Origin of the sequence: Aurantimonas sp. (genome assembly GCF_964217435.1) — a bacterium.
Taxonomy (GTDB): domain Bacteria; phylum Pseudomonadota; class Alphaproteobacteria; order Rhizobiales; family Rhizobiaceae; genus Aurantimonas; species Aurantimonas coralicida.
Window position 1 is genome coordinate 1 of the sequence record NZ_CAXPJM010000022.1, and the last position, 16,076, is coordinate 16,076.

Here is a 16,076-nt window from a genome sequence, read left to right on the forward strand (position 1 = left end):
GTCCGGTCATACCCCGAGGAGGGTCGCTGCAAAGCGGCTCTCGATAGATGATGACGATGGCGGCGCAAAACCGAACCGGTCAGAACAATTTGCCCCGAACCAGTTCTCAGCGGACCGTCCGGCCCGCCCCGGCGCCACCGCCGTCGTCGATGAACGCGATATAGGCCACCCCATCCGGACCTGTCAACGACCTTAGTCGCAAAAACTTCGCAAAGTTCGATCGGATCGGCCGCGGGCCTCGGCAGGGCTGAGGTAAACTGCTGTTCAGACTGGGGGTTTTGGAAAGGCGGAGATCTCGCATGGACGATGCCGACGGTGGCGGTCCTGCAAATCGGGCGCTGGCCCGTCTGGCCGAACCCCTGGCCGAAGGAAGTGCACAGCGTTCCGATCAGCATATGGGTGCCCCACGAACTCTGATCAGAGTTCGGCCATCGGTTCGGCCGGCTGATGGGTGCGTTATCGCAGGGCTCCGAATGGAATCCGGACTGCGTCGCTCTGGAATGCGCCTCCCAGAATGCCGGAGGAGCGGATTGGGGAGGCCATGGCACTCCCCATTCAACGCTCACCCTTCACGGCCTTTCGCCTCCTGATATCTTCGCCAGCGTTGCGCCGGAGCGAAGCTCGACCGCGAGATCATCCCGGTCGTCGTCTCCTCGATCAATCACTGCCATTACTGCCTGACCGCCCATGGCGCCGCCGGGCTCGACGACCAGCGTGCCGCGATGCTGGATTTCGTCGTCCAGCTGACCGAGCGCCCGGACACCATCGTCGAGGCGGACCGGCAGGCGCTGCGCGACGCGGGCTATTCCAACCGGGGCATCTTCGACATCGCCGCGGTGGCCGCCTTCTTCGGCATGAGCAACCGCGTCGCCTCGGCCACCGACATGCGCCCCAACGACGACTATCACGCCATGGCGCGGTAGCGCGGGGGATGGGGTGTGTGCGGCGATGGCGCCGGGGGTGACGCCTGCGCCGGGGCGGCGAGGTACACGCGGTGGCAGCGGTCCGGGACGCGAAAAGTGAGCCCGCGACCGTTTGTGCAGCGGCAGCGGTTTGGCATGGGTCCTCGGGTCAAACCCGAGGATGACACCTGAGTTGGGTGATGCAGATCCCCGTCATCCGCTGCACCGAGCCGCAATCGGTCCGACTATGCGCGCCACATTGTCCTCCGAGACAAGCGCTCACCCATCCACCGCGCGTCATCCTCGGGCTTGACCAGAGGACCCATGCCTCGACCGCGCCTGCATCCTCTCCGCTGCAGAAGGCACACGGGCCGGACCGCGCGTCGAGATGGTCCGCGCAACGGCTGCGCCCCCCCCGCACCACGCCCGCTAGGCGCCTGGGTGCCCCACGAACCGGCGTTCTGCCATCCCGCCGACGCGCCTCCAATCGACGACACCCCGGCCCCGCCATGCGGGGCCTTCGCACGCCCTTTCCCCAGTATCGCGCCGTCTCCGGTATATGGAGTCGCGCGCGTACGCGTGAGAATGGAAGATCGATCGAAGGACAGCCGGTGACTTGAGACAGGCCGGCGGGCCCTGTATGCCCTATGGATCATGTCACCCGCGGCAGCTCGCCGGGGATATGGTCGATATTTCGCCACCTTGTGCGCCGAAGGCGGAAGCGGGGATATCCAGAGGCGACGACGAGAGGGATGGTGCGCTTGCCGCAACACACGCCGGCATTCGGGGACGAGCCGCCGCTGATCAGCGACCGAAGGCGCAAGCCCGACCGTCGTCAGGTCTCGGCGCGCTGGCTGGCCGGCACGCTTCTCACCGGTCTGACCTCGACGGCGCTCATGGGCATCGCCCTGTCGGCCGCCCTCGACGGCCATCGGGGCGCCGCCCGGCCCGCCGGGCTCGCCGCCGCCTTCGCCCCCAGCGAGGATCTCAACGAAAAGGGCGAGCGCGTCGTCGCCACCGCCCTGCCCGTGGCGCGCAGCCGGCAGGTCGTCGAATTGTCGACCATGACCCGCGAAGGCGACCGCGAGGTCATCCGCACCCTGCCCTTCGGCTATGTCAACATGCTGCTCGGCGCCCGCCACCAGACCAGCATCGACTACCCGGCCTTTGATCCGCTCAACATCTTTGCCGACCCGGACGCCGACGAACCGGAATCCGGTGACGAAGGCCAGGCCGCGCAGCTCTACGGCGCGCGGGTCGAGGCCGAGGTGCGGCTGAAGGTCGAGCCTTTCGACTTCGACCCCGACAGCTACGAGCGCGTCGACGACATCGGCACCAGCGAGGCCGAGCGCCTGGTGCGGCAGGTCTCGCCGTCGCTCGCCTATGCGCCGGTGCAGGTCGCCTCGCTCAACACTGTCGATCCGCTGCGCTTCAACCTGACCAGCGACGCCGCCGAATACGAGCCGGGCTCGGCCTTCCGCGTGATCGAGGAGAACGTCTCCCTCGCGCCGTCCGACACGGGCAGCGACCGGCCGGAATTCCACGAAGAGGTCATCCCGCTGCGCGAGGCCGCGAAGATCGCCGCCGTGCTCGATGCCAATGGCTATGACGAGAGCAAGAGCGGCAAGGCGGTCGAGGCCCTCGCGGCGCGGCTGGAAGCCGATGCGCTGAAGCCGGGCGACGCCCTGCGCGTCGGCGTCGAGACGATCGGCGAGGCCGCCACGGTGGTCCGGCTGTCCGCCTATCGCGGCACACGCCATCTGGGCACCGTCGCCGAAACCGAGGACGGCCCGTTCGAGCCGGCCCAGGCCCCGGAAATGGGCGGCTCCGTCGCCGCCGCCTTCGACAGCAGCGAAAGCGAGGCGCCGCTGCGCGCCAAGATGCCGACCGTCTATGACGGGCTCTACCAGGCCGCGCTCGCCTATGGCCTCAACGACCGCCTCTGCCAGCAGCTCGTGCAGATGCTGGCGACCGAGGTCGATCTGCAGTCCCGCCTCAGCCCGACCGACCGCATCGCCGTCTTCTACTCCATGGAGGAAGGCAAGGAGGAGGCGACCGACGAATCCGAGATGCTGTTCGTCGATGTCCGCTTCGGCGAGACCTCCCGGCGCTTCTACCGCTTCCGGCCGAAAGACGCCGAAAGCGCGGACTATTTCGACGCCGACGGGCGCAGCGCCAAGCAGTTCCTGTTGCGCAAGCCCGTCCCCAGGGGTCGCTTCAGCTCGGCCTTCTCGACCGGCCGCAAGCATCCTGTGCTCGGCTATGTCCGCCCGCATTGGGGTGTCGACTGGGCCGCCCCGGGCGGCACGCCGATCCTGGCGTCCGGCGACGGCGTGGTGAAGAAGGCCGGCTGGGTCAGCGGCTACGGACGGCAGACCATCGTGCGCCACGCCAATGGCTACGAGACCTCCTATTCGCATCAGAGCGGCATCGCCAAGGGCGTCAAGGTCGGCTCGCGCGTGCGCCAGGGCCAGGTGATCGGCTATGTCGGCTCGACCGGCCTGTCGACCGGCAACCACCTGCATTACGAACTCGCGGTGAACGGCCAGAAGGTCGACCCGATGCGCATCAAGCTGCCGTCGGGCCGGGTGCTGGAGGGCGAGGAACTCGCGACCTTCCAGCGCGAGCGCGACCGGATCGACGAATTGCTGCGCGAGCGGGTGGAAACGCCATTGCTGGCGGCCCGCTAGGCAGCGTTCGCGCGATCAGACTCGTGCTGCGGACAGGCCGCCGACCGAAGCCGGACGACGGCGAGGTGCCGGATTATTCGAAGGCGTTGAGGGAGCGGACGAACCGGCTTTCCTCGACCATCCGCCAGCGCAGGCTTTCGGACAGCGGGACGATCTCGTTCGGACGGCCCATATCGCCGACATCGGCGCGGATATGGGCGTCGAGCAGGGACATCGACCGGTCCAGCCGTTCTGCCGATTTCATGGCCTGGCCAGCACGCTGCGAGCGCTTTGCGATCTTCAGTCCGAACATGTCGCCACCCCTTCGGCGGATCATCATCAATCCATGGGATGTGCGATAGTCGCGCTGGCATTTCCAGCGATAAGATCTAAACTGATCGGTGAGTTGCACTCATCGGTCCCGCGCATGTCCCGGCACAGCCAGCTTCCCCTGATCGAAACCGATCTCGCGCGCACCTTCGTCGCCATCTGCGACACGGGCAGTTTTTCGCGCGCCGCCGACCGCGTCGCCCGCACGCCCTCCGCGGTCAGCCTGCAGATGAAGAAGCTGGAAGAGATATTGCGCCGCGAATTGTTCGTGCGCGAGGGCCGCACCGTGCGCCTGACCAGCGATGGCGAGGCGTTCCTGGGCTACGCCCGGCGTCTGATGGATCTCAACGAAGAGACCGTGTCGCGCTTCCTGACGCAGGGCATCGAGGGGCGCGTCGTCTTCGGCGCACCCGACGACATCGGCTACATCGCCGTGCCGCAGATCCTCAAGCGTTTCGCCTCGACCCATCCGCAGGTCGAGGTCGACGTGAAGCTGCGCTCGAGCGACGATTTGCGCCGGCTCTGCGATGCCGGCGAGCTCGACCTGGCGGTGCTGGCCTGCGGCGAATACGGCCAGCGCAAGGTCACCATCGTGCACACGGAAAACCTCGTCTGGGCGGGCCTGAAACATGGCGGCGCCATCGCCCGCGAGCCGTTGCCGCTGGCGCTCGCCAGCCGCGGCTGTGCCTGGCGGGCCATCGCGCTCGATGCGCTCGATGCCGCCAATGTGCGCTATCGCATCGCCTATTCCAGCGGCCATTCCCAGGGCCAGATCGCTGCGGTGCTGGCCGACCTCGCGATTGCGCCCCTGCCGGAAAGCCATGTCACGCCGCCGCTGCAGAAGCTCGGCGCGGCGGAAGGCCTGCCGCCCTTGCGGCAATACGAGGTGGCGCTGATGAAACGGCGCGGCTGCAGCGCCGTCGCCGACGCGCTGGCCGAGCATGTCGTGGCGAGTTTCGCCGACCTGCAGCCGACCCCGACGCTCGCCTTCGCCTGACGGCGTTCCGGCTGCGTCCGAACCTTCAGCCCCACCCCGCGGCACGACCCGCGCGGCGTCACTTGCAATAGGTCGCCCCGTTGCGACGGGCGGCGATGTCGAGATGGAAATGCGTCGCATGGTCGGCGTCGGTGCCCGGTCCAAGCACCGTCTTGAACGGCCCGCAGGCGCCCTCGCGAATCTGGCGCTGGAACGCCTGCTCGGGCGAGCCCTCCGCCTGCTTTTCGACGCCCAGCCGGCGTCCGCTGGCAAAGCCGAAATCGGCAACGTCAACGGCGCTGCCGCGGGCATGTTCGGAAATGCGGCTGCCGGACGAGCGGCTGCGGCAGACATAGGTGGAGGCGTGGCGAAACGCGGTGACCGCATCGCCGGGAAACTGCGTCTTTGCCGCGGGGACGACGCTGCTCGCCACCCAGATGTCCAGCGCCAGCGCCGTGCGGCAAAGAAGCTGTGTCGGCTGGGCGAGCGTCACGCCCGACGACAGCCGGTCGAGATCGACCGGGCGCAGGACACCGCAATCGCCTTCGCTGATGCTTTCGCCCACCGTGAAGGTGACGCCGCGCCGGGTGAGTTCGTCCTCGCAGATCCTGGCGTCGGCGATGGCGGCCGCCGCCGCGACGGCGGCTTCCGGGGTGATGGCCGGGTCCCGGTCGCGCAGCTCCGCTGGCGTCGCCCGGTCGCTCTGATCGGTGGGTGTGTCTGCTGCGGGCGATACGGCCTTGCGACCGGCGGGACGCCGCTCCGGCAACGGAATCGCGGTGACAGGACGCTCGGCGGCTTCGTCGCCGGACAACGGCGCATTGGCGGTATCGTCGATCGCCTCGGACGAAGCGTCGGTTTCCTCGCCGTCCGGGCGTTGGGCGTTCGCCGGGGCAACGGTGATCAGCAGCATCGCGATCAGGGCTGACCCGGCCACCCGACGCCGTGGCAACGGGAAGAGACGGCTCTGGAAATTCCCGGTACTCGGCATGACGCGTCGCCTTCGATTTGCCGCCGACGCGATGCCGCGGCACCGCTGCTGGCCTGAAGACCGCAGCTAGTGGCACGGGTCACGCCCGCCAGTATCCGTAGGGGAAGCGCGTCGAGCCCGTGCGGCCCTCCACGGCGCGCCGCGCATCGCGCCTCTTGCGCCGCAGCCGAAATACGACGATCTGCCCACCATCGTCGCGCATGCCCTGCGCTGGGAGGACCGGCTGCGCTTTCGCAATCAGCGATAGGGCGACATGAGCATGCGGGGCCGCAACCGATGGCGGCCCACCCTCTGACCGGCAGCCGGATATTGCGGGAATGCAGCCGTCATGGCGCAACCTTCGCCCGGCCATCCTGTTGCGGACAGTTGGATGCGAAGGACGAAACCGGGCATGGGTCCGCGAATGATTGAGATGAGTTGCACCGACCCCGAGATTCCGCAGGCCATGCCCATCGCGCCCGTGCCCGCCGGGCCGTCGCAGTGGCAGATCTTCCATTACAACGAAACCATCTGGCCGGCGGTGCTGGAGCTGTGCGACGGCGCCCGCACGAGCCTTGCGATCGAGCAGTACATCTTCGGAGCGGACACGATCGGCACCCGGCTGATGGATGTCCTGACCAAGGCCGCCCGGCGCGGCGTCCATGTCCGCCTGCTCGTCGATGCCTTCGGCAGCGCCGAGCTGGCCCGGAGCCCAGCGGGGGCCGCGTTCCGGCAGGCCGGCGGTGAACTCGTCCGCTACAATCCGCTGAGCCGGCTTCTGCGCAATCCGATCAGCGGCATGCACCGCCTGCACCGCAAGTCGGTCATCGCCGACGGGCGCCGGATGATGGCTGGCGGCGCCTGCTATTCCGACCGCATGGCCGACTGGCGCGACACGATGGTGCGCATCGAGGGCCCGATCGTGCCGGCAGCCCTCGCCGCCTTCGAGACCGCCTGGGCCTATGCCAACGGCATTTCGGCGCGCCGGAGCCGCAGCCAGTCTGCCGAAGCGACCTGCGGCGCCGGCCACTGGAATTACCTGACCAGCGATCCGGTGCGGCCGGCCCGCCAGCAGATCTACCAGTCATTGCTGAGCCGGCTGCGCGACGCCGAAACGTCGATCGACCTGGCGACGCCCTATCTGTTCCCGGACCGGAAGATCTGGTCGGCGCTCACCGGAGCAAGGCAGCGCGGCGTGCGCGTCCGCCTGCTGCTGCCGGCCGTCAGCGACCATCCGGCCATCGATCTCGTCTCGCAGCGTTTCGCCGCCGCGCTCGCCCGCCGCGGGGTCGAGGTCCACGGCTATCTGCCGGGCATGATGCACGCCAAGCTGGCGATCATCGACGACTGGAGCATGGTCAGCAGCTTCAATCTCGACATGCTGAGCATCGGCCTGAATGTCGAGAACGGCCTCGCCACGACGTCGCCGGCCTTTCGCGCGGTCCTTGCCGATCAGTATGCGTGCGACATCGCCACGTCCCGCCGCTTCTGATCGCCGTCGGCGCCCATCAGCGACAGATCGGCCCAGACCGGCAGATGGTCCGAGGCGAGCCGCGCCCGCTCTGAGCTGTGCACCGCCGCCGCATCCACATGGATGTCGAGGCTGGTGATGATCCGGTCGAAGGAGACGAAGGGCATCTGCGAGTGGAAGCTGAGCCCCGGCGCGATGACGTGATGGTCCTCGGCGAAATGCGCAAGGCACCCGCCTTCGGTGTTCCACTGGTTGAGGTCGCCCATCATCACCGTCGGCAGCGGTTCTTCGAGGCTCGCCAGTTGGTCGAGCACCGCCCGGGCCTGCCGCTTGCGCCACAGCCCGACAAGGCCGAGATGCATGCCGACGACGCGGATCTTCAGATCGCCGATCTGCAGATCGGCCAGCGCCGCGCCGCGCGGCTCCAGCGCCGGCAGCACCAGCCGCTTGCGGCGCAGCAATTCGACGTCCTTGCGCACCAGGATCGTGTTGCCGTGCCAGCCGAGACTGCCCGGCCGCACGCCGAAGCGGATCGGCCGAAAATGCGTCATCTCCGCGATCAGGCCGGGCGACAGGGACGACAGCCGGTCGCCGAGCCGGCGATCGACCTCCTGCAGCGCGACGATATCGGCATCGAGTTCGGTGAGGACGTCGAGAATCTGCTTCGGCCGCCGGCGCCAGTCGGTGCCGACGCTTTTGCGGATATTGTAGGACGCGACACGAAACATGAGACCTCGTTCCCAAGCCGGAGCCGGGATCATTGCCCCTGTCCGCGCTCTCCGCAATGACCGCCCCTCAAGGAACGCGCCGGGATGCGGGATCATCCGGCCGCAGCAACGCCGCTGTCACGACCGGGAAAATGAACCAGCGGCGCGTTCGATCCATCGGCCGCGTGCCTTCCTACCCGCGCGAGGCTTTATGCGTCTCAGGCAGCGACCGGCAGGATCACCAGTTCGAAGGTCACGCAGACCGGATTGTCGCCATGGACGAGCCGGCCCTCGAAGATCGTGCCGTCCATCGCCACCACGCTGACGTCGAGCCGCGGCTGCGATGCGCCCATTTCGATCCGGCCGTCGCGGATCAGCAGTTCCAACGCATAGGAATCCATCGCCGGGCCGTTCACAAAGCGCCCGCCGTTGAGGCTGCCGATGCCGAAGAGGCGCGCGTTGGTGATCCCGCGTTCCGCGCAGATCGCCGCGATGGCGGTGCCCACGTCCTGGTTCGGCCGCAGGGTGACGGCCAGCGCGTGGGGACCGTCGCCGGTAGCGGATCCGGACACGCCGTCGCGCAGCATCGTTTCGGCGGCGAACAGGGTGAAATTGGTCTCGGCGTCGTGCCGCGCGACGAAGCTGGCACCGACGAGGCCGGTGCCGCGGACATGCAGCGGCGCGGCCGTGCGGGTGTCCAGCGGCAGCATATGCCCCATCGCCCGCGCGCCGGCCGGATCGGTCCAGATGCCGTGGCAGTGGAGGAAGGGTTCGCCGTCGCGCCAGCCGACGATGGCGCCGGCCACCTCGACGGTGACGACGCCTTCCGGCGCGAAGGTCTCGCTGTACCAGGCCGCGTGGCTCGGGCCCGGCGAGCCCGCGGGCATCACATAGCGAAACGGCGCGAAGCGACCGCCGGACAAATCGACCCAGGCGCCGTCACAGCCTGCCGCCGCGAGACCGTCGGCGATCCCGGCATTGACGATCTCGCCGGCCGGCACGGTGAAGTCGAGCGGCACCGCGCGCGCCGGCGCGACGCAGGATCGGTGGGCCGCCTCCGGGCCCGGGTGAGCGATCCGCCGGGCCGCCGTCACGACAACTCCGTTCGCGAAGACATCGCCGGACGGAGGGCTGGCCCGATGCTCACGCCGCGCGCTCGCCGTCCAGAAGCCCGCGCTCTTCCAGCGCCTGGCGCACCAGCTTCTTGGTGATCTTGCCATAGGCCGATTTCGGCATCTCGTCGACGAAGACGAAGCGCTTGGGCAGCTTGTAGCGCGACATCTTGCCGTTGAGGAAAGCCCCGAGCTCGGCCTCGCCGACGCTTTCGCCGGCGACAGTCACGCAGACCGCGATGCCGACCTCGCCCCAGACCGGGTCAGGCACGCCGAGGACCGCGACCTCGCTGATCTTCGGATGGGTGAGGATCTTCTCCTCGATCTCGCGCGGATAGACGTTGGAGCCGCCGGAAATATACATGTCCGAGGCGCGACCGGTGATCAACAGATAGCCCTCGGCATCGAGATGGCCGAGATCGCCGGTGCGGAACCAACCGTTGCGAAACGCCTTCGCATTGGCGTCCGGGTTGTCATAATAGCCCGCAAAGACCGCCGGGCCGGTGACGCAGATCTCGCCCGTCTTGTTCGGTCCGAGTTCGGCGCCCGCCTCGTCCTGGATCGAGATCGCCATGCCGGTGCGCTCGTAGCCGCAGCTGCCGATGCGCGCTGCCGCGTCGTCGGTCGAATGCTCATGGGCCGGCAGGACGGTGATGTTGCCGGTCACCTCGCCCAGCCCGAAATACTGCACGATGACCGGGCCGAGCGTCTCCAGCGCCCGCTTCTGGTCGGCGCGGTACATGGGCGCGCCGGCATAGATCACGTGGCGCAGCGAGGAATGGTCGTATTCGGCGGCCGCGGGATGCTCGACCAGCATCTTCAGGATGGTCGGCACGGTGAACATGTTCGTCACGCGCCATTCCTCAACGAGGCGCCAGGCGGCGGCGATGTCGAAGCGCTCGGTCGGCATCAGGATCGTCTTTGCCCCCGCCGCGACCTGCGTCAGCTGATGGACGCCCGCGCCATGCGACAGCGGCGCGACCACCAGCGAGGCGTCGCGTGGCCCGGTGCCTGGCATCAGATCGCAGAGATGGTTGGTCGCCACGAAGGACATCTGGCCGTGGGTCAGCACCGCCGCCTTCGGCCTACCTGTCGTGCCCGAGGTGAAGAAGAACCAGCAGGGATCGTCGCGATCGACCGTCACATTCGCCACTGCCACCCCGCGATGGGCGGCAACCAGCGTGTCGTAATCCTCGCCGAATGCCGCCGCGCCGATCGCCACGACGAAGCCGAGATCGGGACAGGCAGCCCGGCAGGCTTCGGCATGATCGGGAAAGGCGGCGTTGCAGATCATCCCCGTCGCGCCGCTGGCCTTGGCGAGATAGGCGACCTCATCGGGCGTCTGGCGGAAATTCGTCGGCACCCAGACTGCCCCGAGGCGGAAGCAGGCAAACATGGATTCGAACATCTGGTTGCAGTTCTGCGACTGCACCAGGATCCGGTCACCCTTCGACACGCCGTAGCGATCGCGCAGCGCTGCTGCCATGGCCGAGGCCCGCGCGTCGATCTCCGCCCAGCTCCATTCCGTCTCGCCCCAGACGAGGCCGACCTCGCCGCCGAGGCGGCGGGCGGCCCGCGTCAGGAAATGCGCGAGATTGGCGACCCGCGTCGATTGCGGCGCGACGCCGCCCTTCGGGTCGCCCGTCAGGACGCCTGTCGTCACTTGGCACGCTCCAGAATGGAGACGTAGTTGGCGACCGCGGCACCGCCCATGTTGAAGACGCCGGCCATCTTCGCCTCCGGCACCTGCATGTCGCCGGCCTCGCCCATCAGCTGCATCGCCGCCATCACATGCATCGAGACGCCGGTGGCGCCGATCGGATGGCCCTTCGACTTCAGCCCGCCCGACGGGTTGACCGGCAGCCGGCCGTCCTTGGCCGACACGCCGTCGCGGATCACCCGGTAGCCCTGGCCGGGCTCGGCGAGGCCCATGGCCTCGTATTCGATCATCTCGGCGATGGTGAAGCAGTCATGGGTCTCGACGAAGTCGAGATCGTCCAGCGAGACGCCGCCATCCTCCAGCGCCCGGGACCAGGCCCGGCGCGCGCCGGCGAACTCGGTCACGTCGCGGCGGCTGAGCGCCAGGACGTCGTTCATGTGGCGGCGCGAGCGGAAGGCGATCGCCCGCTCGAGGCCGGCCGCCGTCTCCTCGTCGGCCAGAACGATTGCCGCCGCGCCGTCTGAGATCAGCGAGCAGTCGGTGCGCCGTAGCGGCGCGGCGACATAGGGGTTCTTGTCGGAGATCGTATTGCAGAACTCGAAGCCGAAATCCTTGCGCATGTGGGCGTAGGGATTGGCCATGCCGTTCTTGTGGTTCTTGGCGGCGATCATCGCCAGTTCCTCGGAGCGGTCGCCGTATTTCTGGAAATATTGCTGGGCGATCCGCCCGAACAGGCCGGCAAAGCCGCCTTCCACCTCGGCCTCTTCTTCCCGGTAGCTCGCCCCCAGCAGGATGTCGCCGGTCTGGACCGTCGGGATCGCCGTCATCTTCTCGGCGCCGACCACCAGCGCGATCCGGCCGCGGCCGGATTCGATGAAATCGATGGCGCTGTAGAGCGCCGCCGAGCCGGTGGCGCAGGCGTTTTCCATCCGCACCGCCGGCACCATGCCGAGCCCCTCATGGGCCATGCCGACGAGGGCGCCCTGGAAGTCCTGCTTGGAAAAGCCGTTGTTCATGACGCCGACGAAGACGCCGTCGACGCTTTCGGCGCCGATCCCGGCATGCTCCAGCGCCGGGGCCACGACCTCGCCCATCAGCGCCTGAGTCGTCGGCGCCTCGGACTTGCCGAAATGGCTGTGCGACCAGCCGACCATCTGTGCCTTGCTCATTGCCTGATCCTTTCGAGTTCGAACTGCGCCGCGGCCTGCCCGCTTGCGGGGCCGGTTGCTGCGGCGCGCTTGTCCGCCGGTGGCGTCGTCTGCGTTCTCGTATTGTCCTGTCGCGGGCCGTCGGGCGCGAACATCTGGCGCAACCGGGCTTCGACGGCCTTGACCTCATGGTCGATGAGGGAGGCCAGCTCGCCTTGCCGGGTCTCCCCCATGCGGCTGTCGATGGCCGAGAGGCTGAGCGCGCCGGCGACCCGGCCGTCGGGATAATGCACCACCTTCGCGATCGCCCAGGAGTTCGGCAGCACCAGCCCCGGATTGACCGCGAAACCGCGCGCCCGGGTCAGCGCCACATGCTCGCGGATGATCTCCGGCGAATAGAGCGGATAGCCCGCCGCCATGATCTCGCGATTGGCGCCCAGCACCCGCTCGATCTCGGCGTCCGGCAGCGTCGCCAGGATCGCCAGCGATCCGCCGCCGACGCCGAGCGGATGGCGGTCGCCGACCTCCAGCGCATGGGTTCGGATCGGATAGGCGCCCTCCTCGCGGTGCAGGCAGACCGCGAAGGCGTCGCGCCGCACCGACAGGAAACTCGTGTCGCCGCTGCGGGCCGACAGGGCGATGAGGCTTTCCATTGCGACATCGAGCAGGCCGTAGCGGCGCGAGGCCAGAACGCCGAGGACGAACGCCTCCTCGCCGAGATGGTAGCGCCGGCTGACCGGTTCCTGCTCGACGAGACGCGAGCGCATCAGTGCCAGCAGAAGCCGCCGCGCGGTGGCGCGGTTGAGACCGCTTTCCTCGACCACGGTGGAGAGCGACACGCCCCCGGCGTGCCGGCTGATCAGCGACAGGAGCGCCAGCGCCCGGTCGACGCTCTGGGCTCCGCCGATCTCGCGTGCAAAGGGTTGGTCTCCACCCAATCGCGCCTCCCCGATGTCCACATTATGGATGCCGTTTCTCACGGCACATTGTCGAGCAAAGGATATCCGGTTGCAAGCGGTCCGGCATGCTGGCAATGTTTGCCCCGCTTACAAGGTCGATGGTCCACCATGTGGATGCTCGGGAGGTTGAGCCGGCCTTTGACTTCATTCGATCGGGGAGGACCGACCTTGAAATTCGCCAGATTCGTGGCCGCAACGGCCATCGCCACCACGCTTGCCGCCCTGCAGCTGACGCCGACCTTCGCCGAGACGCTGCGCCTGTCCCACAACACCAACGACACCACGACCTGGCAGAAGGGCGCCGAGAAGTTCAACGAGCTGCTCCAGGAAAAGAGCGGCGGCGAGCTCGACATCCGCATCTTCCCGAACGCCCAGCTGACCGGCGGCGACCAGATGAAGCAGGCCGAGATGGTCGGCCGCGGCGCCCTCGACTTCGTCGTCACCTCGGCGATCAACGTCACCCCGCTGGTGCCCGAGATGGCGGTGTTCTCGCTGCCCTATCTCTACACCGACTATGACGACGTCGACGCCACCACGTCGGGCGCGCCCGGCGACCGCATGGAAGAGATCATGGCCGGCCACGGCATCGTCGTCCTTGCCTGGGGTGAGAACGGCTTCCGCGAGGTGACCAACAACGTCCACCCGATCAAGACGCCGGACGACCTCAAGGGTCTGAAGATGCGCGTCGCCGGCCCGATGTATATCGACGTCATGAACGCGCTGGGCGCCAACCCGCAGCAGATGCAGTGGACCGAGACCTTCTCGGCCCTGCAGCAGGGCGTCGTCGACGGCCAGGAGAACCCGATCGGCGCGGTGATCATCCCGCAGCGCGTCTACGAGGTACAGAAGTACATCACCCCCTGGCACTATTCCTACGATCCGATCTTCGTCGGCGTCAGCCAGAAGCTCTGGGACAGCTGGGATGCCGAGCGCCAGGAGATGGTCCGCGCCGCCGCCGAGGAGGCGATGGCCTACCAGAAAAAGATCACCCGCGAGGACACCGCCTCGGGTATCGAGTTCCTGAAGGAAAAGGGCATGGAGGTCTACGAGGCGGACGCCGAGGAGATCGACGCCTTCCGCCAGGCGACCAAGTCGGCCTACGACACCTGGGCCGCGAAGGTCGGCCCGGAACTGGTGGCGCTGTTCGAGGACACCGTCGCGAACTCCGGCGGCGACGCCGCCAAGCCCGCGAACTGATCGCCTGAAGGGCGGCGTTCTCCGGATCGCCGCCCGTCCCACCCTGCCGGCAAGCTGGATATGTCGATGCGCGCAGTTCTGGAGGATGCGGAGAAGATCGTCTGCGCGGTGATCTTCCTGGTGATGACCGGGATCGGCTTTCTCAACGTGGTCGTGCGCTATCTGACCAGCTATTCCTTCGCCGCTACCCAGGAGATCCTCCTCAACGGATTTCTCCTGCTGACCATCTTCGGGGCCGCCATCGCCGCCCGCCGCGGCGAGCATCTGGCCGTCACCCTGTTCGCCGACCTTTTGCCGCCGGCCGGGCGCCGCGTCGGCCTGTGGCTCTCCACCAGTCTCTCGGTCTTCCTGCTCTGCCTGTCGGCCTGGTACTGCTACGGCCTCGTCGCGCATCAATATGCCAGCGGCGTCACCTCGCCCGGCCTGCAGGTCCCGGCCTGGTACTATACGCTCGGCCTGCCGCTGGGCTTCCTGCTGATCGCCCTGCGCCTCGTCCAGCACACGCTGGGCTTCGACCGCGCCCTGCGCGCCGGGGACGAGCGGCATGCCTGATCTCGATCCGGGCACCCAGATGGTGCTCCTGTTCTTCGTCCTGTTGTTCCTGCGCGTGCCGGTGGCCTTCGCGCTCGGCCTGTCCTCGCTCTACGCCATGTGGGCGATCGGCTTCGGCCTCGACCTCGTCGGCGATCTCCTGGCCAGCGGCATCTCGAAATTCTCGCTGCTGGCGATCCCCTTCTTCATCCTCGCCGGCACTTTGATGGGCACGGTCGGCATCGCCGAGCGGATGATCCGCTTCTTCCGCGTGCTGGTCGGTTCGCTGCCGGGGGGCATGGGCATCGTCGGCACGGTGGTCTGCCTGTTCTGGGGCGCCGTCAGCGGCTCCGGCCCCGCCTCGGTCGCCGCCATCGGCCCACTGATCATCAAGGGCATGGCCGAGGATGGCTATCCGCGGCCCTTCGCGGCGGCGCTGGTGTGCACCGGCGCGGCCCTGTCGATCGTCATTCCGCCCTCGATCGGCCTCGTCATCTACGGGGTCATCGCCGAAACCTCGATCGCCGAGCTCTTCATCGCGGCGATCGTCCCGGGCATGGTCATGGGCGCGCTGATGCTGCTGACCCTGCCCTTCGCCGACCGCGCCCGCACCGCCGCCCGGTCCGGCGCCGGCCTCGCCTCGCTGGTCCCGCCGCCCTATGCCGACCGCCCCTATGGCGAGCGGCTGGCGCGCTCCTTCGTCGACGCCTTCTGGGGCCTGCTGACGCCGGTTGTCATTCTCGGCGGCATCTATGCCGGCATCTTCACCCCGACCGAGGCGGCGATCGTCGCCACGGTCTATGCGCTTCTCGTCGGTCTCTTCGTCTATCGCACCCTGACCTGGCGCACCCTCTACGCGGCGCTCGTCGAGGCCAGTTCCTCCTCGGCCGTGGTCATGCTGGTCGTCGCCTTCGCCAGCCTGTTCGGCTGGGTGGTCACGGTGGACGACCTCGTCGGCAAATATTCCTCGGTGCTGCTGGGCCTCAGCGACAACCAGTGGGTGATCCTCTTCGTCATCATGGCGGTGGTGCTGGTCGCCGGCATGTTCATGGATGCCATCACCATCATGTTCATCACCCTGCCGATCTTCCTGCCGGTGGTACGCGAGCTCGGCTGGGACCCGGTGTGGTTCGGCGTCCTCCTGATGGTCAATCTGGCGATCGGCCTGTTCACGCCGCCCGTCGGCATCAATCTCTTCGTCGCCGCCAACATCACCCGCCTGTCGCTGGAAAAGATCGCCATGGGCGCGATCCCCTTCCTGTTGACCAGCCTCGTCGGCCTTGCCCTCGTCGCCGCTTTCCCCGGCCTCTCCCGGATTCTCACCGCCTTCATGGGCTGAGCGCCGGGCAACTTGGGAACGGTGCGGCTGCCGATGACGGGCGCAGCGAAGATCGCTATCGTCGCGCGCGACGGCGCCCGCCTCCCAGCCGGCGCCCCTGAAGAG

At 67.9% G+C, this 16,076-nt stretch carries 13 protein-coding genes and 1 pseudogene; 7 read left to right on the forward strand and 7 right to left on the reverse strand.

Annotation, left to right across the window (positions count from 1 at the left end):
- Positions 1-614 precede the first annotated feature (614 nt).
- Together ACEQX1_RS09305 and ACEQX1_RS09310 are read left to right on the forward strand one after the other, a co-directional pair.
- Positions 615-923 (forward strand): annotated as a pseudogene (locus ACEQX1_RS09305) (alkylhydroperoxidase); the annotation flags it as partial.
- 731 nt (positions 924-1,654) lie between these two features.
- On the forward strand, positions 1,655-3,592 hold the full coding sequence (locus ACEQX1_RS09310) for a M23 family metallopeptidase (RefSeq protein ID WP_370194453.1): 1,938 nt from the start codon (positions 1,655-1,657) through the stop codon (positions 3,590-3,592).
- 73 nt (positions 3,593-3,665) lie between these two features.
- On the opposite strand, the gene ACEQX1_RS09315 is transcribed toward ACEQX1_RS09310, so the two are convergent.
- On the reverse strand, positions 3,666-3,884 hold the full coding sequence (locus ACEQX1_RS09315; RefSeq protein ID WP_024351690.1) for a hypothetical protein: 219 nt from the start codon (positions 3,882-3,884) through the stop codon (positions 3,666-3,668).
- Positions 3,885-3,998: 114 nt separating this feature from the next.
- On the opposite strand from ACEQX1_RS09315, the gene ACEQX1_RS09320 reads away from it, so the two are divergent.
- Positions 3,999-4,898: a LysR substrate-binding domain-containing protein gene (locus tag ACEQX1_RS09320; RefSeq protein WP_370194454.1), complete on the forward strand. Its 900-nt coding sequence runs from the start codon at positions 3,999-4,001 to the stop codon at positions 4,896-4,898.
- Positions 4,899-4,956: 58 nt separating this feature from the next.
- On the opposite strand, the gene ACEQX1_RS09325 is transcribed toward ACEQX1_RS09320, so the two are convergent.
- Positions 4,957-5,868, reverse strand: a complete 912-nt coding sequence (locus tag ACEQX1_RS09325) for an extensin family protein (protein ID WP_370194455.1) — start codon at positions 5,866-5,868, stop codon at positions 4,957-4,959.
- Between the two features lie 403 nt (positions 5,869-6,271).
- Here ACEQX1_RS09325 and ACEQX1_RS09330 point away from each other — a divergent pair, with 403 nt between their 5' ends.
- On the forward strand, positions 6,272-7,339 hold the full coding sequence (locus ACEQX1_RS09330) for a phosphatidylserine/phosphatidylglycerophosphate/cardiolipin synthase family protein (RefSeq protein ID WP_370194456.1): 1,068 nt from the start codon (positions 6,272-6,274) through the stop codon (positions 7,337-7,339).
- On the opposite strand, the gene ACEQX1_RS09335 is transcribed toward ACEQX1_RS09330, so the two are convergent.
- The 5 genes from ACEQX1_RS09335 to ACEQX1_RS09355 all read right to left on the reverse strand — a co-directional run bounded on the left by ACEQX1_RS09335 (position 7,300) and on the right by ACEQX1_RS09355 (position 12,883).
- Entirely contained in the window at positions 7,300-8,046 is a 747-nt protein-coding gene (locus tag ACEQX1_RS09335; RefSeq protein WP_024351685.1) for an endonuclease/exonuclease/phosphatase family protein, read from the reverse strand. The genes ACEQX1_RS09330 and ACEQX1_RS09335 overlap by 40 nt on opposite strands.
- Positions 8,047-8,243: 197 nt before the next feature.
- On the reverse strand, positions 8,244-9,119 hold the full coding sequence (locus ACEQX1_RS09340) for a PCC domain-containing protein (RefSeq protein WP_370196756.1): 876 nt from the start codon (positions 9,117-9,119) through the stop codon (positions 8,244-8,246).
- Positions 9,120-9,168: 49 nt separating this feature from the next.
- On the reverse strand, positions 9,169-10,800 hold the full coding sequence (locus ACEQX1_RS09345; RefSeq protein ID WP_370196757.1) for an acyl-CoA synthetase: 1,632 nt from the start codon (positions 10,798-10,800) through the stop codon (positions 9,169-9,171).
- Positions 10,797-11,966: an acetyl-CoA acetyltransferase gene (locus tag ACEQX1_RS09350; RefSeq protein WP_228239890.1), complete on the reverse strand. Its 1,170-nt coding sequence runs from the start codon at positions 11,964-11,966 to the stop codon at positions 10,797-10,799. The genes ACEQX1_RS09345 and ACEQX1_RS09350 overlap by 4 nt, the downstream gene beginning before the upstream one ends.
- A complete protein-coding gene (locus tag ACEQX1_RS09355; RefSeq protein WP_370195036.1) occupies positions 11,963-12,883 on the reverse strand; it encodes an IclR family transcriptional regulator in 921 nt (306 codons plus the stop codon). Before ACEQX1_RS09355 ends, ACEQX1_RS09350 begins: the two co-directional genes overlap by 4 nt.
- Positions 12,884-13,072: 189 nt before the next feature.
- On the opposite strand from ACEQX1_RS09355, the gene ACEQX1_RS09360 reads away from it, so the two are divergent.
- From ACEQX1_RS09360 to ACEQX1_RS09370, 3 genes are all read left to right on the forward strand, one after another.
- Positions 13,073-14,101: a DctP family TRAP transporter solute-binding subunit gene (locus ACEQX1_RS09360; RefSeq protein WP_370195035.1), complete on the forward strand. Its 1,029-nt coding sequence runs from the start codon at positions 13,073-13,075 to the stop codon at positions 14,099-14,101.
- A 66-nt stretch (positions 14,102-14,167) separates the two neighbouring features.
- Positions 14,168-14,653, forward strand: a complete 486-nt coding sequence (locus tag ACEQX1_RS09365) for a TRAP transporter small permease (protein WP_024351679.1) — start codon at positions 14,168-14,170, stop codon at positions 14,651-14,653.
- Positions 14,646-15,971 (forward strand): TRAP transporter large permease, encoded by a 1,326-nt coding sequence (locus ACEQX1_RS09370; protein WP_370195033.1) that lies wholly within the window; start codon positions 14,646-14,648, stop codon positions 15,969-15,971. Before ACEQX1_RS09365 ends, ACEQX1_RS09370 begins: the two co-directional genes overlap by 8 nt.
- Positions 15,972-16,076: the final 105 nt, after the last annotated feature.

Coding starts and splice junctions, on each gene's coding strand:
- ACEQX1_RS09350 (WP_228239890.1), bottom strand. CDS start 11,966: ATGAGCAAGGCACAGATGGTCGGCTGGTCGCACAGCCATTTCGGCAAG.
- ACEQX1_RS09335 (WP_024351685.1), bottom strand. CDS start 8,046: ATGTTTCGTGTCGCGTCCTACAATATCCGCAAAAGCGTCGGCACCGAC.
- ACEQX1_RS09310 (WP_370194453.1), top strand. CDS start 1,655: ATGGTGCGCTTGCCGCAACACACGCCGGCATTCGGGGACGAGCCGCCG.
- ACEQX1_RS09325 (WP_370194455.1), bottom strand. CDS start 5,868: ATGCCGAGTACCGGGAATTTCCAGAGCCGTCTCTTCCCGTTGCCACGG.
- ACEQX1_RS09330 (WP_370194456.1), top strand. CDS start 6,272: ATGATTGAGATGAGTTGCACCGACCCCGAGATTCCGCAGGCCATGCCC.
- ACEQX1_RS09315 (WP_024351690.1), bottom strand. CDS start 3,884: ATGTTCGGACTGAAGATCGCAAAGCGCTCGCAGCGTGCTGGCCAGGCC.
- ACEQX1_RS09320 (WP_370194454.1), top strand. CDS start 3,999: ATGTCCCGGCACAGCCAGCTTCCCCTGATCGAAACCGATCTCGCGCGC.
- ACEQX1_RS09370 (WP_370195033.1), top strand. CDS start 14,646: ATGCCTGATCTCGATCCGGGCACCCAGATGGTGCTCCTGTTCTTCGTC.
- ACEQX1_RS09365 (WP_024351679.1), top strand. CDS start 14,168: ATGCGCGCAGTTCTGGAGGATGCGGAGAAGATCGTCTGCGCGGTGATC.